We start from the raw sequence: 20,005 nt of genomic DNA, 5'->3' as shown, positions 1-20,005 counted from the left end.
GAGGTCGACGATGCCGCTCGTCCGGTCACCGGTCTCACCGCTGGTCACCGTGCCGACGCTGGTCCGGGTACCCCGCTTCCGGGCCGTTCTGGTTCGGCTGAGCCTGTCCGTACTGCTGCTGAGGCGGCTGCTGACCTGAATTGGGCTGGCTGCCGACAGGGGGTCGTCCGGCGGGCTGACTGCCTGCAGGCGGCTGACCGTTGTACGGAGCACCGGGCTGGCTGCCGACGGGCTGCTGTCCGAAGTTCTGCGGGCCCGAATTCGGCTGACCTCCCGCGTAGGGCTGGCCGAAGTTCTGCGGGCCGGAGTGCGGTTGGCTGCCGACTGGCGGCTGCCCGTAACCCGGGTTCTGTCCGCCGACGTTCGGTGCCTGCCGGGGCGGTTTGAACTGCGAATGCTGGCCGGAATCGGGTGGGAATCCGCCGGAGACGGATTCGCCCGTCCGACGGTTGACCAGGTTTCCGTCGACTCTCTCGAGGCGACGCTTCGACGTCCGCCGGGGAGTGCCGAGGATCCGCCCCTGCAGTTCGGCCTCATTCGGCTGCCGGGGAGGCAGGAATCCGGGTGCCCGCCGCGAATCCGCCTGCTGTACCGGCTGCACCGCATGCGAACCGGCGGCGACCCGATCCATATGATCCGACATCTGCGGAACGGTCACGGGTGCGGCATCGGCGAGGACCGGCAGGACCATACGCACCGAGGTGCCCACGCCCTCCTGGCTGAACAGCTGCACGGATCCGCCGTGCCTGGTGACGATGGCACGCACGAGCGAGAGCCCCATCCCCGAACCGGCCACCGCCCGCACACGAGAACCGCGAGAGAGCTCGTCCCAGACGTTCTCCTGTTCGGCCAGCGGGATGCCGCTGCCCGTGTCGGCGACCTCGACGACGACCCAGCGGTGGCCGTCGATGATCTGCTCATTGGCGCGCAGCTCAACGACCTCGGCCTGAGACGAGTATTTGAGGGCGTTGCCCAGCAGGTTGAGGATCGCGGTGAGCAGCAGATCCTCTTCACCGGCGACATCGGGCAGTCGCCAGGGAGCGCGGGCGACGGTGGCCACGATCATCCGATCCTCGGCGCCCGGCGCAGTCGAGGCGTCCTCGACGGCCTGATGGATGAGCGCATCGAGATCGACGCGGGCGTATTCGATGATGCGCGTCTCGACATCGGCGAGTTTGCGCAGATCGGCCAGCAGTCGGGCGACCCGGCGTGAGGACACGTCGACCTGCTTCGCTGCCGGCTCCACCTCGCTCAGCGTGCCGCCGTCACGGACGACCTCGCGGATGCTCGCCGCCGAGGTGCGCAGCGCCGTCAGCGGATTCTTCAACTCGTGATCGAGTCGGATGAGCATCCGATTGCGCTTCGTCATCGAATCCTCGGCCGCGGCTGTCTCGATGGATTCCCGCAGCGCGGCCTCACGCTTCTTCAGATGCCGCCAGCCGAACCAGGCACCGACGGCCAGACCGCCGAGCACGATGACGACCAGCAGCAGGAACAGCCAGACCTGGATCTCGAAGACAAGGAAGTTCGTCATAGACTGCTCTGACCGTCCTCGCCGCGGACCTCACCGACGAACCGGTAGCCGCGCCCCTGCACGGTGGCGATCCACCGGGGCTCTGCGGCATCTTCGCCGAGCACACGACGCAGCTCGGCGACACGGGAGTCCACGGCACGCGTGCCCACGGCCTCTTCGAATCCCCACAGCACTTCGAGCAGGCGGGACCGTTCGATGAGTTCGTCCTTGTGCACCATGAGGTACTCGAGCAGGGTGAAGCCCTTCGGCGTGATGACGAGTTCACGCTGCCCCAACCAGGCCCGGCGTCCGACTCGGTCGACGCGCAGGCCGAAGCTGGACACGAGCACCGGGGCCGTGGCCAGAGGCGGGCCGTCATTGCGGGTGCGACGCAGGACGGCACGGATGCGGGCGACGAGCTCGTGCGGATCGAAGGGCTTGTTGAGGTAGTCGTCGGCGCCCTCTTCGAGTGCCATGGCCCGCTCGACCCCTTCGCCGACCTGGGTCAGCAGCAGCACCGGAACCCAGTTCTCCTCCTGGCGCAGTCGACGCAGCACCTGCCGGCCGTCGGCTCCGGGCATGAGCACGTCGAGGACGCACACATCGGGTCTGTGGCGGTGGATCTCGTCGAGGGCGAGCAGTCCGTCGCTGGCGGGCAGCACCCGGAATCCGGAGCGTTCGAGGAACGGCACGACCGCTCCGAGGACGTCCGGCTCATCATCGGCGACCAAGACGAGTGGTTGGGGCTGGGTGTGATTGTCAGCCGTCATGGTGGTCAGTTCCGGTTCCTCTCTGGCGTTCCCAGGCGATCTCTCTCGCCTCGGCACGATCGACCGCCTCGGCGAGTTCATCTCGGTACAGCATAGATCGACGCAGGTGCTTGGTGCGATATCCGGCGCGGCCGACCATATGCGTGGCGACGGGGATCGTCACCAGCTGGAAGGAGATGATGATCGCCAGCGTCGTCACCGTCGCCCAGGTCGGGAACTGGATCGCGATCGCCACAGCGACGAGCACCAGGCCCAACACCTGGGGTTTCGCACTCGCATGCATCCGCGAGAGAAGATCGGCGAAGCGGACGAGACCGACCGCTGCGGCCAGTGACAGAACCGCACCGAGGAAGATGAGCACGGCTGAGATGATGTCAAGAACCACGACTGTTCCCCTCTCCGTCTCGATCCGATCCGTCTCGATCCGATCCGTCGCCGTGCGACATGTGCTCGGCGTCATCGGGTCCCGGGTCGGGCCCGGTGCCCTCGCCCTCTCCGTCGCTGTCGGCGTGGGCGTTGTAGGTGGGATCCGCGATCACGGTGACCTCCGGCTCCCCGATCTCCGTCGCTGCGGCGCTCTGCTCCCCCGCATCACGCGGCATATGCCAATCCGTGCTGGTGAAGTCCGACAGTGCCCCCGCCTCGGCGCCGGGGGTCATCGAATCGGACTTCGACACGTACCTCGACACGCTCACCGAACCGACGAAGCCGAGCATCGCGAGCACGACGAGCACGGGCAGCAGATCCGTGCGGTCGGACAGCGCCATATACCCGCCGAGCCCGCACATGATCGAAGCGAGCACGACGTCGGTGCCGATCATGCGATCGAGGATCGACGGACCGCGGACGATCCGGAAGAGCGCGATGACCACCGAGGCGGCCAACAGCACCGAACCGGCGATGACGAGCGTGTGGAGGACGATCTCACTCATCAGCGACCTCCCTCGGTCTCGCCCAGCGGATCCGGCCTGGCCCGCAGGGAGGCGAGGTCACGGTGCGAACCGAGAGTGCGGATGAGCAGCTCTTCGATGAAGTAGACCTGCGCCTTGGCCTTACGCAGCTTCTCCTCGGAATCGCAGTCGAGGAAGTGCAGATAGAGGATGCCCATGGCCCGGTCGCTGTCGATGATGATCGACCCGGGGATGAGGCTGGCGGTATCGGCGATGAGGGTGAGCACGAGATCCGAGCTCGTGCGCAGATCGCAGGCGATGACGGACCCGGCTCCGACCGCCTTGCGGCGGAACGCGTACCAGGCGACTTCGACGGAGGCGTGGAGGACCGAGTAGAGGAACCACAGGCCGAACACCGTGGCATGCCAGACGTTGAACCGTCCGGACAGCACGACGGGCGGCAGATAGAACACGCGGGTGACGATGAAGGCCAGCACGATTCCGGTGACCACGGTGACCACCGTGATCGCGTCCCAGAGCATCAGCCACAGCAGGACCAGCGAGATCAGCAGCACGAGCTGCTGGATGATTCCGCGGCCCCGGCTCATCCGCGCCCGGTTGGGAGCCGGCGCACGGTTCTGGCCCTGGCCGCTGGCCGGACCCAGGTCGCGGGTCCGGCCCTGGTCGCGGACCTGTCGCTGAGCTCGGGCCCGGCCCTGCGCACCGTCCTGGTCCTGATTTCGGGGCCCTCCGTGCTCGCGATCGGGACTCATCAGTCATCACCTCCGAGTACGTTCGTGACGTAGTCGAGCGGTGTCGAGAGGTTCTCAGCCGCCCGGTTCGACATGTCCCACAGGGGTTCGGCGGCGATCGTGAGCACGATGGAGGCGATCACCACCACCGAGGTGGCCGCCACCATGGCAGGGGGGACTCCGATCTGAGATTTCCACGTCTTCCCCGCCAACAGCGTCTTCTTCCGCTCCGTGAACTCGTCGACGAGGTCCTCGTTCGGCTCTTCGACATCGGCCGGATCACGCCAGAATGCGAGGTTGAAGGTACGGCCGATGACATAGAGGGTGAGCAGGCTCGTCACGGTGCCGGCGACGATGAGGACCGTGGGCAGCCACGCCTGATCGTCGAATCCGGCGAGGAAGAGCGCGACCTTGCCGATGAACCCGGAGAACGGCGGAATGCCGGAGAGATTGAGCGCCGGGATGAAGAAGATGATCGTGATCACCGGAGACAGCACCATGAGACCGCCCAGCGACCTCGTCGAGGTGGACCCGCCGCGCATTTCGACGAGTCCGATGGCCAGGAACAGCGCGGTCTGGACGATGATGTGGTGAACCGTGTAGTAGATCGCCGCGGACAGGCCCACACTCGTCCCCAGGGCCACGCCGAAGAGCATATAGCCGATATGGGAGACCAGGGTGAAGGACACGATCCGCTTGATCTCCGACTGCGCGATGGCGCCGAAGATGCCCACGAGCATCGTCAGGCCCGCCGCGATGAGCAGCGGCACCCGCAGGGACGATTCGGAGAACAGCAGAGTTTCGGTGCGGATGATCGCATAGATGCCGACCTTCGTCAGCAGTCCCGCGAAGACCGCAGTCACCGGGGCCGGTGCCGTCGGGTACGAGTCGGGAAGCCAGAAGGACAGCGGGAAGATCGCGGCCTTGATGCCGAAGCCCAACAGCAGGAGGACGTGGAGGATCATCTGCACATCGGCCGGCAGATCCGAGATCCTCTCCGCCAGCTGCGCCATGTTCACGGTGCCGCACGCGGCGTAGATGATGCCGATGGCGGCGAGGAAGATCACCGAGGACACCAGCGAGATGATCACATACGTGACTCCCGCCCGAATCCGCTCCGCCGTGGCACCGAGCGTGAGCAGCACATACGAGGCGACGAGGAACATCTCGAAGCCGACGTAGAGGTTGAACAGGTCTCCGGCGAGGAACGAGTTCGCAATGCCCGCGCACAGCACCAGGTAGCTGGGGTTGAACACGGAGATCGGGGTCTCGTTCGAGTCGTCGTTGGCGTCCTGACTCAGTGCGTAGACGAGCACGCACAGGGTGACCAGCGAGGACACGATGAGCATGAGCGAGGACAGCCTGTCGGCGACGAGCACGATGCCGGCCGGTGGCTGCCACCCGCCGATCGCCACGACCTGCGGTCCGTGCACATCGACCCCGAGAAGGATCAGCGTGGCGATGACCATGACCGCGACCAGGATCGCGATCGACACGAGATTCTGCGCCCGCGTGTGCTTGGACAGGATCAGCGCGATGCCGGCGCCGATGAGCGGCAGCAGAACCGGCAGGGGAACGAGTACGGGCAGAAGATCGATCATGAGTCGTCTCCCTGTTTGGCGTCCTTGGCCTCGTCGGCGACTTCGGCCTCCTCGGCACTGTGGGCCTCCGTCTGCGAGTCCACGGCCGCCTCGGCGATGGCATCGGCCTCGGCCGGAGTCGACGCATCCTCGATATCGTCGACGAGTTCCTCCCGCTCCGCAGGAGTGCCGTCGTCGTCGAGGTCGATGGCGCCGGTGATCGGGGACTCCGCCTCGTCGCCGAACTCGGTGTCGTCGTAGTCGGTGCTCGCCTCCGCCTCGGAGTCGATGAGCTTCGTGATCGCCACCTGGAGGTCGGTGTCGTCGTCCTGCAGCGAATCGGCGCGCATGAGCCTCCAGGACCGGTAGATCATCGCCAGCAGGAATGCCGTCACGGAGAAGGTGATGACGATGGCCGTGAGGACGAGGGCATGCGGCAGCGGATCGGACATGCCCGCGGTCGACAGGTTCTCACCGTCGGTCAGTGGCGGGGAACCGCGCCCGGCGGTGAGGATGATGAGCAGGTTCACTCCGTTGCCGAGCAGGATGAAGCCGAGCAGAACGCGCGTCAGGGAGCGTTCGAGCATGAGATAGATGCCGGCCGCGAAGAGGACGCCCATGGCCAGGACCATGACGAAGGAGACGCTCACAGTCGGCCCCCTTCCGCACCGTTGTCGACGTCGAGTTCATTGACCCGGTCGATGATCTCGGACACGGCTCGGTGCTCGGCAGTCGCCCCCAGGTTCTCGGAGAAGTTCACATTGTCGTGGATGCGGTCGGTCAGCATCGCCTCGTCGCGTTCCTGGTGCAGGTCGACCTCGGCCCCCAGCGAGCGGAGGATGTCGAGCATGAGGCCGACGACGATGAGGTAGACGCCGATGTCGAAGAACGTCGACGTGCCGAAGGACACGTGGCCCAGCAGCGGCAGATCGCCCTCGAGGTAGACGGAGTCGAAGACCGTCTCACCCCAGATCCACCCTCCGATGACGGTGAGGATCGCGGTGACCAGGCCGGTGCCCAGCATTCCCGAGGGGGTGAAGGGGGCCGCCTCGGCGAGTTCGTACTTGCCTCCGGCGAGGTAGCGCACGACGAGGGCGAGGCCGGCGACGAGGCCGCCGGCGAATCCGCCGCCCGGGTCGTTGTGGCCGGCGAAGAGCAGATAGACGGAGAAGATGATGACGGCGTGGAAGATGAGGCGTGCGGTGACCTCGAGGATGATCGACCGGTTGCGCGGGGCCAGGGTGCGTCCGGCGATGAGCCAGGACGCTCGCTTCTGCGACAGGCCCTCGCCACGGCCGGCGTGGTGGAGATCGACGACGTCCTCGGCCACGGGTTGGAAGCGGATGCGGCCGGCCGCCTCGGTGCCGTCCTTCTTCCTCTCGAACCGGTGCAGGTGACCTTCGCGACCGCGCACGAAGATGAGACCGGCGATACCGGTCCCGGCGGCCACGAGCACCGAGATCTCGCCCATCGTGTCCCACGCGCGGATGTCGACGAGGGTGACGTTGACGATGTTCCTGCCGTGGCCGAGCTCGTAGGCGAGCTGTCCGAAGTCGGTGGAGATCGGATCGGCCACGCGCACACCGGTGGCGATGAGGACCACGAGCATGATGGTGATGCCGACGGCGCCGCCGATGATCGCCCGCCATGCGGGGGTGAGGCGACCGGTGGACTCACCGATGCGCGCCGGCAGCCGGCGGAGAACGAGGACGAAGACGACGATCGTGATGGTCTCGACGAGCACCTGGGTCAGGGCCAGGTCGGGAGCGCCGACGAAGGCGAAGTAGGCGACCATCGCATAGCCGGAGATGCCGGTGACGACGACGGCGGTGAAGCGCTTCTTCGCGCGGGTGGCCCCGATCGCGACGATGACGAGCACGGCCGCGACGATGAGATCCAGCGGAGTGTCCCAGAGCCGGAAGGTGATGTTCCACGTGTCATTGGCGATGATCGCCAGACCCAATCCGGCGACCAGGACGAAGTAGACCACGCCCTGGTAGAACGGCAGCGAACCGCGCTGGGTGCGGGCGGTGACCCACAGCGCCAGGGCCTCCGTCCAGCCGATGAGCATCCGGTAGAGCTCGTGGAAGTCCAGTCCCGACGGCAGTGTCGCCTGAACCTTCGCGAAGGGACGACGGACGATGAACAGGGCGAGGCCCGCAGCGACGGTCACAGCGGTGAAGGCGAGCGCCGGTTCGAATCCGTGCCACAGCGCGAGGTGATAGTGCCCGTCGCCCTCGGCCACAGCCGGCAGTCCGGTGGTCCAGGCGGAGAAGTAGCCGTCGAGCAGTCCGACTCCCGGCCCGAGCGCCAGCGTCAGGGCGGTGAGGATGAGCGGGGAGACGACGAGGGTGAGCTTCTCGTCGCGGCGGGCGATGTCATCGACTCCCGGTTTCGAGGAGAACGCGCCCCAGACGAAGCGGGCCGAGTAGGCAACGGTGAGGATCGAGCCGATCATGATCCCGATGAAGGCGATGACCGAGGTCTTGTCCGGCGAGGACAGGAGGGTCGAGTACGCGGCTTCCTTCGCGGCGAAGCCGAGCAGCGGCGGCAGCCCCGCCATTGAGGCGGCTGCGATCGTCGCGCACACGGCGACGACGGGGAAGGCCCTCCAACCGCCGGAGAGCTTCGTCAGGTCACGGGTGCCGGCACGGTGGTCGATGATGCCGACGCACAGGAACAGACACGACTTGAACAGGGCGTGGGCGATGAGCAGACCCAGGGCCGCCTTCGTGATGTCCGGAGTCCCGAACGAGGCCATGGTGGTGAGGAAGCCGAGTTGCGAGACCGTGCCGAAGGCCAGAAGCAGTTTGAGGTCGGTCTGCTTCAGCGCCTGCCACCCGCCGATGAACATCGTCAGCAGTCCCAGGGTGAGCAGCACCTCGGACCAGCCGGGGATGTTGTGGTAGCCCGGTGCCAGGCGCAGGACGAGGTAGATTCCCGCCTTGACCATCGCCGCGGCGTGCAGATAGGCGCTGACCGGGGTGGGTGCGGCCATGGCGCCGGGCAGCCAGAAGTGGAAGGGCATGAGCGCGGACTTCGAGATCGCGCCGACGAGGATGAGGATGACGGCGGAGACGATGACTCCGCCCGTGTCTATCCCGGACTGGGCACGGGCGATCAGGGTCGAGATCTGCCCGGTGCCGGTGGCGGTGATGAGCAGGATCATGCCCACGAGCATGGCCAGGCCGCCGGCCGTGGTGACGATGAGCGCCTGCAGGGCAGCCTGCCGCGAGCGACGGCGGGACTGGCTGTGCCCGATGAGCAGGTACGAGAAGACTGTGGTGCCTTCCCAGAACAGGTAGAGCATGAGCAGTTCGTCGGCGACGACGAGCCCGTACATCATTCCGGCGAAGGCCATGAAGATTCCCGCGAACCGAGCCAGGCCCGGCTCGTCGGGCGGGAAGTAGCGTGCACAGTAGACGAAGACGAGAGCACCGACCCCGGTGACCAGCAGCGTCATGATCCAGGAGAGCACGTCGAGGCGGAAGACTCCGGAGAGGCCGAGCTCGGGCAGCCAGTCGAGATTCTCGACGAGCGGCTGGGCCGCGGGGCCGAACAGATCGGAGATCGCCGACAGGCTCCACAGCAGTCCCGCGAAGGGAACGAGGGCGAGGAGGAAGAAGGCGCTGCGGCCGAGCAGGCGAACCAGGGGGTAGGCGATGACAGATGCCCCGAAGAAGGCTCCTGTCATGATCATCACCGGCGGCCACCCCCGTCATATGCCTGTTTGTGAGAAAGGTTCGTCAGGTCATTTTCGCACGGACAGGTGTCGTTTCCCGAATCGCAGGACGTCAGTTGAGACCGGTCCTGCCCTGGCATGGCACCGATCATGCACGGAGCTGTCGGCTGGTCACGAGGAAGCCGTTCTCGTCGAGTCCGATGCCCGCCGAGCCGATGAGCAGCTCGGCCCCGATCGCGTCGGTGAGCTCAGCAACCCGGCTGCGCATCCGCCGGAATCGGCGCCCCTGGTTCGGCTGATAGCGCTTCGACTCGGCATCCATCCAATGCACGTGGTATTCGATCTGCGGGGCGTCGGTGTGGGCGGCGATGATCGGCGGAACCCACTCGGCCTCCATCACCCGGATCTCGAGGCTGCCGGCGGATTCGTCGATCTCGCCGAGCGGGACGAGCAGGGCATAGCCGTCGAGGATGACCGGGGCGGACGGGTCGAAGAGCGGATCGTCGATGCTCGCTTGGGCCAGCACATCCTCGTCGGGAGTGGGCAGGGCCTGCTGGAAGGCCTGTGGGGCATGGCGGCGCACGAAGTCGAGGACGACGGGCGGTTCCAACCAATACGAGGAGTAGATGTAGAGGTCGATCTTCGCCTCGGGGTCGGGGATGATCACCCGCGTCGGCAGTCCGGGCTCGTCGGCCAGACGCACGCCCGTGTGGAGGCGGGAGGCGACGGAGAGCATGAGGCTGAGCATCCGCTCCTCCTCCCGGTCCGGCATCCCAGCGGGAAAGGCCTCGTGGAGTCCGTCGGCGTCCGCGAACCAGTCCGGCGGCGGGGTCGGCTGCCGGTCCCGCGGGCAGTCGATGACGATGGCGTGCTGTGCCCAGTCGGGGACCTCGAGCGCGGCGGCATCGGAGGGATCGAGTGCGACCCCCGAGCTCAGTCGGGAGTGGCGGCTCAGTCGCATCTGCCCGTGCTCGTCGAGCACCGGGCGAAGGTCGGGCAGTTTGTTGTGGATGAGCGCGAGAACGTCGGATACCTCGACCGCGTCATCGAGGAGGATGAGGTGGAATCCCCGCAGATCCGCCGAGGTGGCCGTGTCCTCGGGCGCGGACGTGTCACCGCCGTAGCCGGGCCGCCCCGTCGACGGCATTCCGCTCCGTCGCCGACTCGCGGCCCGGGCGTCCGGCTTCTGATAGCGCGCGGCGTCGGCCTGTTCCCGGGCGGCGCGTTCAGCGGCTTCGCGTTGCAGCCGCAGTTCGCGGCGGGTGATCACATGTCCCTCCGGTAGAAGTTGAGATGCGAACGGGAGGCAGTCGGGCCACGCTGCCCCTGATAGCGGTTGCCCGTGGCCTGGGAACCGTAGGGATTCTCCGCCTCTGAGCTGAGCCGGAAGAAGCAGAGCTGGCCGATCTTCATTCCCGGCCACAGGGTGATCGGCAGGGTCGCGACGTTCGACAGCTCCAGCGTGACATGGCCGCTGAAGCCGGGGTCGATGAATCCGGCCGTCGAGTGGGTCAGCAGGCCCAGACGTCCGAGCGAGGACTTGCCCTCGAGCCGAGCGGCGACGTCGACGGGCAGAGTCACGAGCTCATGGGTGGAGGCGAGGACGAATTCGCCCGGGTGGAGGACGAACGGCTCCCCCGGAGCGGCCTCGACGAAGCGGGTGAGTTCGGGCTGCTCGAGGCTCGGATCGATGACCGCGTATTTGTGGTTGTCGAAGAGCCGGAAGCAGCGGTCGAGACACACGTCGACACTGGCCGGCTGGATCAGCGACGGGTCGTAGGGGTCGAGGGCGATGCGGCCGGAGTCGAGCTCGGCGCGGATGTCGCGGTCTGAAAGCAGAGTCACGTCTCCGATGGTAGTCGTTCCGGGCTCCGCACGCTCAGAATCTCCTTCTCCGCACCCACTCCTTGCGCCCGCCGCACCATGATCCGAGCTACCGGAATCCGCACGCAAAGTGCACCGACACGCCGGCGTTATGTAACAACCAGATAACGATTTTCGGGAATTCTCCTGATTCTTCCCCGTGTGTCTCCCCATAGCGGCGGGTGAATGCTTTAGGGTAATGAGCTGTACGGACCCGCGCACGATGGTGCCTTCCCCTTCTTAAGCCAAGGAATGCCGGGAGTCCATCGTCTTTCGTGGGTAGACAACAATCGAAAGGCATTACTGTGAAGACCTCGCGTCTTGTGCTTGCCCCCGCAGTAGCCGTTGCATTGACAGGTCTTGCTGGCGCCCCGGCGTTCGCAGCGACAGAGTCCACCGCTTCGGTCCCTCAGCAACCGCTGTGCGCCCAGGGTGATCAGCAGTCATCGAGCAGCTCCGAATCGGATTCCTCGGTTCCCGACGAGTCGGACCCGCAGGCGACCCTTGCGCAGGCGCAGGTGACCCGCGCCGACATCGCGGACGACAAGAAGGGACTCGGCTTCTCCGGCACCGGATTCACCCCGGACCAGAAGGCCACGGTGACCGTCGTCGGCACCGAGGGCACCGAATACACGCCGGACAAGAAGCTCACCGTCGATGAGGAGGGCAAGGTCTCCGGCACCTACTTCTTCACCGTCACCGAGGACGCCAAGGTTCCTGCCGGCGAATACTCCCTCTACCTCACCGACCTCAAGTCCGAGAAGAAGTCCTCGAAGGTGACCTTCGAGGTCGTCTCCAAGGCCTCCGAGGTCGACGAACCGGGCACGGGCGACGACGACAAGTGCGAGTCGGCCACCGGTCCGATCAAGACTCCATCGGAGACTCCGAGCGAGACGAAGTCGCCGGAGCCGACGGAGACGAAGACCGAGGAGCCGACGACGAAGGCCCCGACGACCGAGGCACCCAAGCCGTCACCCTCGCCGTCGGAGACGAAGACCGAGGACCCAACAACGAAGGCCCCGGAACCGACGGAGACGAAGACCGAGGAGCCGACCACCGAGGCGCCCAAGCCGAGCCCCTCGGAGACCGAGGAGCCGGACGACCGGGCCAAGCGCGCCGCCCCGGGACCGGCCGAGGAGCCGACCGAGACTTCGGAGCCCACCGAGACTTCGGATCCCACCACCGAGGCACCCAAGTCCGAAGAGCCCACCACCGAGGCGCCGAAGTCCGAGGAGCCCACCACCGAGGCTCCGAGCACTGAGGACGAGGACTCGAACGACGAGGCTGCCGAGTCCACCGGTCCGGCCAGCCCCGGCACCGAGGACAAGAAGCCTGCCGCTGATGCGCAGGCATCCATGTTCATCAACCCGACCGAGGTCAGCTCCGAGGACTTCCTGAACGACGGCATCAAGATCGGCGTCAGCGGCGCTCAGCCCGGCGAGAAGGTCACCATCACGGTCGAGCATGCCCAGGGCAAGGTCGACCGGTACACGATGACCAAGGAAGCCGATTCCGACGGCAAGGTCACCTTCGGTGTCCAGGCCAAGGTCAAGTCCGTGCTCGGCACCTACAACGTGCGCGCCCAGGCCGAGAGCTTCGATGAGCCCCAGGGCGGAAGCTTCACGGTGCTCACCAACGGCACCGACGTCGACGAAGGCGGAGACGGAAACGGCGGCGGCCAGAGCGATTCGGGCAGTGACCTGCCGCGCACCGGTGCCGAGATGACCGGGCTGGCGCTCGGCGTCGGTCTGCTCGCTGTCGGTGCGGCAGCCGTCATCATCACCCGTCGGCGGATGAACGCCGCCGACGATCCCGCGGAGTTCTAAACCGCATTGAACGAGGAATTGTCCCTCGCGGGGCTGCAGCTCGACGGACGCGAGATCGACCTAGGACGTCTGCGAGCAGGGACAATGCTCGGACTGATGGGCAGCCCGGACAGCACCACCTCGGTGGTGCTGTCTGCGGCCGCCCTGCCCCACGTCGCACCACCACCACGCTTCCCGACCGGACGCCGGTCGGGTCGCTTGCGTGTGCGCAGCTGGATGAAGAGCTATCTTCGCGACGCCGATGCCGGATCTGGGGAGGCGGCATCGGCAGCGGATCCATCAGCTGCACTGACGGCATTCGGGCTGCGCCCCGATGTTCTGCGCCGTCGCCTCGAGGATCTCGATGCGACCGATCGTGCCCGCCTCGCCCTGGCCGCGGCCTGGGCGAGCGGCGCGAGGTGGCTGACCCTCATCGACCCTTTCGGCGTGGTCCCCGGCCATCTGCGCACCGGGCTGCGGAGTCGCTTCGCCGAACTCGTCGCCGGGGAGGGCCGCGGAGTGGTGTTCAGCTCGAATTCGCTGACCGACCACGCCATCGCCGAGGCGGGGGTGGCGAACATCGAGAAGGACCAGCTCGTCGCGCTCGGTTCCCTGGAGCAGATCGTCACCGAACCGCGCGGTTCGCTGCCGGCCGAGCTCAGCGGGGTCAACGTCTATTCCGGGCTGGCCCGGAAGGGCTGGCTGTCCATCGGCCATTCGGCCGTGCGCGCCCGCACCGAACTCGACGGGAAGGTGTTCGTGACTCTGGGGTGGCGCGCCGCCCTCCTGTCACTGGACGAACACGACCCGGCGTTCACCTCGGCGACGGTGTTCGAAGCCATCGTCACCGGACTCCGTGATCGCGGTTCCTGCCTGCAGGCGAAGCTCTCACCGGTCGACACTGAGATGGGCCTCGCCCTCGACGTCGACCTCGCCGACCTCGCCGGCGTGCCGAGAACCCAGACGCCGGCCATCGGATTCGGGGTTCTGCATCCGGGGCTCGGCGCGACGATCACCGAACTGCGCACCAACGTCAAGGTCGGCACGCATGTCTTCGTCGAGGTCGACACCTCCGCCCTGCACGCCTACCCGGTTGAGTGACGGGCGGAAGATAGACTGAGAACTGCCCAGTCCCCCTTCAGTCCCCAACCGAATCAGGAGCGCCATGCGAACCTCGCGCAGACTTCTGATCTCAGCACTGACGGTCATCGTCCTCACGGTTGCAGCGGTCCCCCTCCTCAACCTCACCGTCTACACGCCCGCCCGGGCCGCCGAGGCCTATATCTCGGCGGTCGAACACGGCGATGCGCAGGGTGCCTTCTCCTACCTGTCCGCCCCGACACCGTCGTCGACCTTGGCGCTCAGCGACGACGTCCTCTCGGCGGCTCCCGATCTGCCGCGCGATCCCGAAGCCGAGACCGTCTCCGTCGACGGCGACCATGCGAAGGTCCGACTCAGCTTCAACCTCTCCTCGCAGGAGCAGACCGTCGATCTCGATATGGTCCGCCTGCCCGCCAGCGCGGGACTCTTCAACCGATGGGCCATCGAGCAGGAAAACTGGCCGACGCTGACCCTCGACGTCTCCGGATCGTCGACGGCGACGGTCAACGGCTACGGAGTCAGCACCGGAAGTGTGCCGGTGCTGTTCCCGGCGAGCTATCTCGTCGGGTTCGATGCGACGTATCTGAAGTCCAGATCCCAACGCACCGAGGTGACCGCCCCCGGCGACTCCCCCACCGTGAAGCTCTCGCCACAGCCGACGGCCAAGCTCGAGCAGACCGTGGAAGAGCAGGTCACCGACCATCTGCAGGACTGCATGAAGTCGAAGACCCTCATGCCGGCCGGCTGCGTCTTCGGCTACGACACGGACAACGAGATCATCGGTGATGTCTCGTGGTCGCTCGAGCGCAGTCCGCAAATCGGACTGACCTCGTCCGGCAATGATCTCGAGCTCACCCCTTCGACGGTCGAGGTGCGGGTCAAGGGACGCTACCGAGACATCGTCACCGCTGCCGAACACGACTTCGACGAGAAGCTCTCCTTCGTCCTGGGCGGCTCAGTGGTCGTCAGGTCCTCACAGGTGAGCTTCGAGCCGCGTCGCCTCGGCGATGTCTCCATCGCCTGATCGGCTGCGGCCCTCACTCCGGTGGCCGAGCGCTCAGGCGCCGCGGAGGTCGAGGGTGAGTTCGTTCGGCGCCGAGTCCGCGAGCTCGACGGGGATTCCCCAGTCCTGCTGGTAGAGGTGGCAGGCCGCGTGCAGCGGAATCTCTCCCCCGGGCTCGCCATCGCAGGCGGCGGCCCGGGCAGTCACGTGCAGCACTCCCTCGGTGAACTCGGGATCGATGACGATATCGCGGCTGAGCCCTTCGGCTCCTCCGGCACCGGAGACGATGAGTTCCGGCGGAGTCGCAGACACCTGCAGGAACGTGGGGTCGCCCCAGCGGTCGTCGAGCTTCTGACCGGCCGGGACGGTGAAGCTCACGGTCAGCGACACCGGGCCGGAGGCGATCTCGGTCGACGGGCGCTTCGTCGTCAGCGCGCCCTCGTCGACCTTCTGAGCGTCCTTGGGCAGCTTCACCCGAGTGAGTGCGTGCGCCGCGGATTCGACGACGATGAGTTCGGCGTCGTCGGAGGTGCCCGCATTGTCGATGAGGACGATGTCCGAGGGTTCGCGCAGTCCGCGCGCCAGAGTCGTGACTTCCTCGGTCTTCGGGTCGAAGCGGCGGATCGCACCGTTGTAGGTGTCGGCGATCGCGACCGACCCGTCGGGCAGACTGCGCACGCCCAGCGGGTGCTGCAGGCGCGCCTCGGCGGCCGATCCGTCACGGAAGCCGAAGTCGAAGAGACCGACGCCCACCAGCGAGGACACCTCACCGGTTGCCGGGTCGAGGCGGCGGATCGCCGAGGTCTCGGAGTCGGCGACGAACACCTCGCCCTCGGGCCCGAGGTCGAGACCGGAGGACTGAGCGAACCACGCAGACTCCCCATCGCCGTCGACCAGACCTTCGTTCATCGTGCCCGAGAGGATGCGGATCGTGCCGGCCTTCGGGTCGAAAGACCAGAGGGTGTGGTTGCCTGCCATCGCCACGACCACCTCGGCGGTGGAGGGGACGAAGAGGACATCCCATGGCGATGACAGCTTCACATCAAGGGCGGGCCCGTCGTATCGTCCCAGCTCACCGGGCTTGCCGCGGACATTGTCGATGGCGCCGACCATGTGCTGCTCGCCGGTGCCGGCGATCGTCGTGACCGTCTCGTTCGTCAGGTCGATTCCGCGCAGGGTGTGGTTGACGGTGTCGGCGACGACGAGCTGGTAGCCGACTTCGGCCGCCAGATCGGCAGGCAGCACGGTGATGCCGCCGGGTTCGCTGAAGCTCGCCGAGGCGAAATCGCCGTCGACGCCGCCGCGTTCACCGGTGCCGATGCGGCGGATGATCGTGGCCGCATCGTCGTCGTATTCGACGAGGCTGTGGTGTCCGGAATCAGCGACGAGGAGGTGGCCCGAGGGCAGGCGAGTGGCCTTGCCCGGGTAGAACAGATCCGTCTCCGGTGCCGGTGGCGGAACGTAGGGTCCGTCACCCGAATGGAGGGTGCCCTTCGCCGAGTGCTCGTCGATGAGGCCCTCGATGATCTCGGTGAGACCGGCGGCATGGCCCTCTCCGGACATGGTCGCCACGAGGTAGCCCTCGGGGTCGATGACGGCCAAGGTCGGCCAGGCGCGGGCGGTGTACGCCTGCCAGGTGACGAGGTCGGGATCGTCGAGGACGAGGTGTTCGACCTGGTAGCGCTCCACGGCCCGATCGACGGCTTCGACGGTGCGTTCGAACTCGAACTTCGGCGAGTGCACGCCGATGATGACGAGCTCACCCGCGTACTTCTCCTCCAACGGGCGCAGTTCGTCGAGGACGTGGAGGCAGTTGATGCAGCAGAACGTCCAGAAGTCGAGGAGGACGACCTTTCCGCGCAGATCGGCCAGGGTCAGGTCCTTGCCGCCGGAGTTCATCCACCGGCGACCGACGAGTTCGGGCGCACGGACCTTGACGTCCTGTGCCGAGGAGGTGGCTGACGCGGAGATATCTGGACTGCTGTTCATGGTTCTATGATCGCAGATCCTCCACCGAGGCGGCCTTCCCAACGTCATCAAGTGACGGTTCTCTCCCCCGCCTGGGAATGCGGCGGAAGCCGAGTCGGCCCGTGCGGGTGTGGAGGACCGGTCAGGAGTAGTCGCGGGCGCGGACGAGCGGTCAGGAGTAGTCGCGGGCGCCGAAGATGCTCGATCCGACGCGGACGATCGTCGCTCCTTCGGCGATGGCGAGTTCGAAGTCGCCGCTCATGCCCATCGACAGCTCGGCCGCCTCGGCGGGCATGACCCCTGATCCGCGCAGCGTCTCGCTGAGCTCGCGCAGGTCGGAGTAGCTGGGGCGGATCTCTTCGGGGCTGCTGCCGGGCAGTCCGATCGTCATGAGTCCGCGCAGCCGCATCCGGCCGAGTGCCCGGGTCGCGGTGATGAGCTCCTCGGCGTCTTCGGGTGCGACACCGAACTTCGAGTCCTCGCGGGAGGTGTTGACCTGGATGAAGTAGTCGACAGTCTCATCGAGGACGTCGAGGCGGTTGTTGATCTTCTCGGCCAGCGGGAGGTTGTCGACGGACTGGATGCACTGAGCATGCCGCAGGGTGTGATTGACCTTGTTGCGCTGCAGCGGTCCGATGAGGTGGGTCTCGGGATCGAGGTCGGCGAGCGCCTCGGCCTTGCCGGTGATCTCCTGTACCTTGTTCTCGCCGATGAGCGTGAACCCGTGTTCGAGGGCGACGCGGATCTTCTCCGCCGGCTGCGTCTTCGTCGCCAGCAGCACTCGCACATCGTCCCCGCTGCGACCGCTCGCCTCGGCGGCGGCCCGGGCCCGATCAGCGACCTCGTCGAGGTTGCCGGTGATGGCGGCGATGTCGTCGGCGGACAGCGGAGAGACAGAATCAGGCGTACTCATGACTCCAGTCTTGCATGAGCCGCACGAAGTTTCAGGTCGCCGAGGATGCCCGGACGGCCGAGTCCCGCACCAGGTGTCGCGACGGGAACGGGCCCGCATCCGGGCCGGTCCACCGGGCCGGTCCAACGGGCCGGGAAACGAGTTGCGGACGATCTGTGTCGGATTCACTGTGGTTCTTCGACACCGATCGTCCGCAACTCGGTGCCGCCTCGGCCCCGTTTCAGTGCCTACTTCGGCAGGCCCTCGGCGTTCGGGTCGATGTTCCTGATCAGGGCGGACGTGTCGAGTCCGCCGAGGTCGTCGTCGATGAGCTTCTGCAGCTGTGCGTGGACGAGGGCGGCGGCCGGGAGGTCGACGCCCTGGGTCTCGGCACCGGCGAGGGCCAGGCCGACGTCCTTGTGCATGAGCGCGGTGGCGAAGCCGGGCTGGAACTCGTTGTTCGCTGCGGCCGTCGTCGTCACGCCCGGCACCGGGTACCACGTACGCAGCGGCCAGGAGTCACCGGAGGACACCTTCGCAATATCGTGGAAGACCTTCGGATCGAGGCCGAAGCGATCGGCGAGCACGGCGCCTTCGACGACACCCTGGAGGCTGATCGAGAGCATCATGTTGTTCACGATCTTCGCGGCCTGACCTGCGGCATCACCACCGGCGTGGAAGATGTTGCCGGCCATCGCCTCGATGACGGGACGGGCCTCTTCGATGTCGGCGTCGGCACCGCCGAGCATGAACGTCAGGGTGCCGGCTTCGGCACCGGTGACTCCGCCGGAGACGGGTCCGTCGATGAGGCGGAAGCCTGCCTTCTTCGCCTCGGCGTGGAGGAGACGAGCCGAATCGAAGTCGATCGTCGAGGAATCGACGAGGAGGGTCCTCTGGTCCGCGTTGGCCAGGACGCCGTCGGGCTCGAGGTAGGCGGTGCGGGCGTGCTCACCCTTGGGCAGCATCGTGAAGACGATATCGGCACCGGCGACCGCCTCGGCGATGGAGTTCACGGGGTTCACCCCGTTCTTCGCGGCTGCGTCCACGGCTTCGGGGACGAGATCGAAACCATTGACGGTGTGACCGGCCTTGACCAGGTTCGCAGTCATCGGGCGGCCCATATTCCCCAGGCCAACCCATCCAATCGTCGACATAATATGCCTCCTCGCATCATGTTCAGCAACTCTTAGGTGTTCCCTCTCACAGTACGCCAGTCGGTGGACGGAAGCCCGGCGGGCCGCCTCACCTATTCCGCACCGGTTGTGTGCGCGGACGCAGATAGAATGGGGCCACTATGGCTTCCTATGCACCTGGCAGTTCGGGTCTGCAGATCGCTCCCGAGGATCTGCTGACTCTGCTCGCCGTCGCCCGACTGGGGAAGTTCACGGCCGCCGCGCACAGCCTCGGGCTCAACCACACGACCGTGTCCAGGCGCATCGCCGCGCTCGAGAAGGCGTATGGCGATCGCGTGCTCGTCGCTTCCCCCGACGGGTGGGAGCTCAGCGCCGCCGGGCGCCAGCTGCTGCCGATCGCCGAGGACATCGAGGCCGCGCTGGGCCGCATCGATGCGCATTCGAACTCGGCGCTGTCCGGGACGATCCGGCTGGCGTGCCCACAGGCCTTCGCCCTTGAGTATGCCGTTCCGGCGCTCACCACACTGCAGGCGCAGCATCCGGGACTGCAGATCGAGCTGATCACTGCCACGCAGCGGGCCAGGCAGTACCGGTCGGGTGTCGATATCGAGATCGTCGTCGGGCGTCCCGATGCCCCGCGGTCGATTGCCAAGCACATCCGCGACTACCGGCTCCAGCTCTATGCCTCGCAGGACTACATCTCCTCGCATCCGATGCCGCAGACGCTGAATGATCTGGCCGACCACCGGATGGTCTACTACATCGAGAATTCGCTGCGGGTCGATGATCTCGACGAGGCGGCCGATGCCCTTCCCCGTGGGACAGGCTTCTTCCGGTCCACCTCGGTGCATGCGCATGTGCTCGCGACCTCGCACGGGGCCGGGATCGGCATCCTGCCGGACTTCCTCGCCCACGGCAATTCGCGCCTCGTGCAGGTGCTGCCGGAGCTGTTCTCCAAGAAGGTGTCCTATTGGGCCTCGGTCCGTCACGAGTCCCTGCGCAACGCCGGAGTCCGCAAAGTCCTAGAATCCCTCTAATTGCTACCCGACGGCG

The 20,005-nt window shown here is 66.7% G+C and carries 17 protein-coding genes; 4 read left to right on the top strand and 13 right to left on the bottom strand.

The window, feature by feature from the left end; translation table 11 throughout:
* Window positions 1-34: 34 nt before the first annotated feature.
* The 10 genes from AD89_RS0115930 to dcd all read right to left on the bottom strand — a co-directional run bounded on the left by AD89_RS0115930 (window position 35) and on the right by dcd (window position 11,032).
* Window positions 35-1,534, bottom strand: a complete 1,500-nt coding sequence (locus tag AD89_RS0115930; RefSeq protein WP_025780492.1) for a sensor histidine kinase — start codon at window positions 1,532-1,534, stop codon at window positions 35-37.
* The gene (locus AD89_RS0115925) at window positions 1,531-2,283 is read right to left on the bottom strand and encodes a response regulator transcription factor (RefSeq protein ID WP_025780491.1); all 753 of its coding nucleotides are present in this window, start codon (window positions 2,281-2,283) and stop codon (window positions 1,531-1,533) included. Before AD89_RS0115925 ends, AD89_RS0115930 begins: the two co-directional genes overlap by 4 nt.
* Window positions 2,273-2,668 carry a monovalent cation/H(+) antiporter subunit G gene (gene mnhG, locus AD89_RS0115920; RefSeq protein ID WP_025780490.1) on the bottom strand — a complete coding sequence of 132 codons (396 nt, stop codon included), beginning with the start codon at window positions 2,666-2,668 and terminating at the stop codon, window positions 2,273-2,275. The genes AD89_RS0115925 and mnhG overlap by 11 nt, the downstream gene beginning before the upstream one ends.
* Complete coding sequence (locus AD89_RS19460) at window positions 2,658-3,215, bottom strand: monovalent cation/H+ antiporter complex subunit F (RefSeq protein ID WP_025780488.1); 558 nt, start codon at window positions 3,213-3,215, stop codon at window positions 2,658-2,660. Before AD89_RS19460 ends, mnhG begins: the two co-directional genes overlap by 11 nt.
* Window positions 3,215-3,946, bottom strand: a complete 732-nt coding sequence (locus AD89_RS18900) for a Na+/H+ antiporter subunit E (RefSeq protein ID WP_025780487.1) — start codon at window positions 3,944-3,946, stop codon at window positions 3,215-3,217. The genes AD89_RS19460 and AD89_RS18900 overlap by 1 nt, the downstream gene beginning before the upstream one ends.
* A complete protein-coding gene (locus AD89_RS0115905; RefSeq protein WP_025780486.1) occupies window positions 3,946-5,526 on the bottom strand; it encodes a Na+/H+ antiporter subunit D in 1,581 nt (526 codons plus the stop codon). Before AD89_RS0115905 ends, AD89_RS18900 begins: the two co-directional genes overlap by 1 nt.
* The gene (locus AD89_RS0115900; RefSeq protein ID WP_025780485.1) at window positions 5,523-6,155 is read right to left on the bottom strand and encodes a Na(+)/H(+) antiporter subunit C; all 633 of its coding nucleotides are present in this window, start codon (window positions 6,153-6,155) and stop codon (window positions 5,523-5,525) included. The genes AD89_RS0115905 and AD89_RS0115900 overlap by 4 nt, the downstream gene beginning before the upstream one ends.
* The gene (locus tag AD89_RS0115895) at window positions 6,152-9,205 is read right to left on the bottom strand and encodes a Na+/H+ antiporter subunit A (protein WP_231488725.1); all 3,054 of its coding nucleotides are present in this window, start codon (window positions 9,203-9,205) and stop codon (window positions 6,152-6,154) included. Before AD89_RS0115895 ends, AD89_RS0115900 begins: the two co-directional genes overlap by 4 nt.
* 130 nt (window positions 9,206-9,335) lie before the next feature.
* Entirely contained in the window at window positions 9,336-10,457 is a 1,122-nt protein-coding gene (locus AD89_RS0115890) for a hypothetical protein (protein WP_025780482.1), read from the bottom strand.
* Entirely contained in the window at window positions 10,454-11,032 is a 579-nt protein-coding gene (dcd, locus tag AD89_RS0115885) for a dCTP deaminase (protein ID WP_025780481.1), read from the bottom strand. The genes AD89_RS0115890 and dcd overlap by 4 nt, the downstream gene beginning before the upstream one ends.
* A 323-nt stretch (window positions 11,033-11,355) precedes the next feature.
* Between dcd and AD89_RS19455 the strand changes: the two genes are divergently transcribed.
* The 3 genes from AD89_RS19455 to AD89_RS0115870 all read left to right on the top strand — a co-directional run bounded on the left by AD89_RS19455 (window position 11,356) and on the right by AD89_RS0115870 (window position 14,980).
* Entirely contained in the window at window positions 11,356-12,876 is a 1,521-nt protein-coding gene (locus AD89_RS19455) for an LPXTG cell wall anchor domain-containing protein (protein ID WP_155807495.1), read from the top strand.
* 6 nt (window positions 12,877-12,882) lie between these two features.
* Window positions 12,883-13,956, top strand: a complete 1,074-nt coding sequence (locus tag AD89_RS0115875) for a hypothetical protein (RefSeq protein ID WP_025780479.1) — start codon at window positions 12,883-12,885, stop codon at window positions 13,954-13,956.
* A 64-nt stretch (window positions 13,957-14,020) separates the two neighbouring features.
* Entirely contained in the window at window positions 14,021-14,980 is a 960-nt protein-coding gene (locus tag AD89_RS0115870) for a hypothetical protein (protein WP_025780478.1), read from the top strand.
* A 33-nt stretch (window positions 14,981-15,013) separates the two neighbouring features.
* Here AD89_RS0115870 and AD89_RS0115865 read toward each other — a convergent pair whose 3' ends face one another.
* From AD89_RS0115865 to mmsB, 3 genes are all read right to left on the bottom strand, one after another.
* A complete protein-coding gene (locus AD89_RS0115865) occupies window positions 15,014-16,948 on the bottom strand; it encodes an NHL domain-containing thioredoxin family protein (RefSeq protein WP_025780477.1) in 1,935 nt (644 codons plus the stop codon).
* 151 nt (window positions 16,949-17,099) lie between these two features.
* On the bottom strand, window positions 17,100-17,840 hold the full coding sequence (locus AD89_RS0115860; protein WP_025780476.1) for a YggS family pyridoxal phosphate-dependent enzyme: 741 nt from the start codon (window positions 17,838-17,840) through the stop codon (window positions 17,100-17,102).
* Between the two features lie 227 nt (window positions 17,841-18,067).
* A complete protein-coding gene (mmsB, locus tag AD89_RS0115855; RefSeq protein ID WP_025780475.1) occupies window positions 18,068-18,973 on the bottom strand; it encodes a 3-hydroxyisobutyrate dehydrogenase in 906 nt (301 codons plus the stop codon).
* Between the two features lie 140 nt (window positions 18,974-19,113).
* Between mmsB and AD89_RS0115850 the strand changes: the two genes are divergently transcribed.
* Window positions 19,114-19,989, top strand: coding sequence for a LysR family transcriptional regulator (locus AD89_RS0115850; RefSeq protein ID WP_025780473.1), 876 nt, complete (start codon window positions 19,114-19,116; stop codon window positions 19,987-19,989).
* Window positions 19,990-20,005 lie beyond the last annotated feature (16 nt).

It is taken from the genome of Brevibacterium sp. VCM10, assembly GCF_000583215.1.
Classification (GTDB): domain Bacteria; phylum Actinomycetota; class Actinomycetes; order Actinomycetales; family Brevibacteriaceae; genus Brevibacterium; species Brevibacterium linens.
The sequence above is the reverse complement of the archived record's forward strand: the minus strand, read 5'-3'. Positions and strand labels throughout refer to the sequence as shown.

What these genes read in the sequence shown, in the direction of transcription:
- AD89_RS0115930 (WP_025780492.1), bottom strand. Translation starts at nt 1,534, where the DNA reads ATGACGAACTTCCTTGTCTTCGAGATCCAGGTCTGGCTGTTCCTGCTG.
- AD89_RS0115925 (WP_025780491.1), bottom strand. Translation starts at nt 2,283, where the DNA reads ATGACGGCTGACAATCACACCCAGCCCCAACCACTCGTCTTGGTCGCC.
- AD89_RS19460 (WP_025780488.1), bottom strand. Translation starts at nt 3,215, where the DNA reads ATGAGTGAGATCGTCCTCCACACGCTCGTCATCGCCGGTTCGGTGCTG.
- AD89_RS18900 (WP_025780487.1), bottom strand. Translation starts at nt 3,946, where the DNA reads ATGAGTCCCGATCGCGAGCACGGAGGGCCCCGAAATCAGGACCAGGAC.
- AD89_RS0115905 (WP_025780486.1), bottom strand. Translation starts at nt 5,526, where the DNA reads ATGATCGATCTTCTGCCCGTACTCGTTCCCCTGCCGGTTCTGCTGCCG.
- AD89_RS0115895 (WP_231488725.1), bottom strand. Translation starts at nt 9,205, where the DNA reads ATGATCATGACAGGAGCCTTCTTCGGGGCATCTGTCATCGCCTACCCC.
- AD89_RS0115870 (WP_025780478.1), top strand. Translation starts at nt 14,021, where the DNA reads ATGCGAACCTCGCGCAGACTTCTGATCTCAGCACTGACGGTCATCGTC.
- AD89_RS0115865 (WP_025780477.1), bottom strand. Translation starts at nt 16,948, where the DNA reads ATGAACAGCAGTCCAGATATCTCCGCGTCAGCCACCTCCTCGGCACAG.
- AD89_RS0115860 (WP_025780476.1), bottom strand. Translation starts at nt 17,840, where the DNA reads ATGAGTACGCCTGATTCTGTCTCTCCGCTGTCCGCCGACGACATCGCC.
- mmsB (WP_025780475.1), bottom strand. Translation starts at nt 18,973, where the DNA reads ATGTCGACGATTGGATGGGTTGGCCTGGGGAATATGGGCCGCCCGATG.
- AD89_RS0115850 (WP_025780473.1), top strand. Translation starts at nt 19,114, where the DNA reads ATGGCTTCCTATGCACCTGGCAGTTCGGGTCTGCAGATCGCTCCCGAG.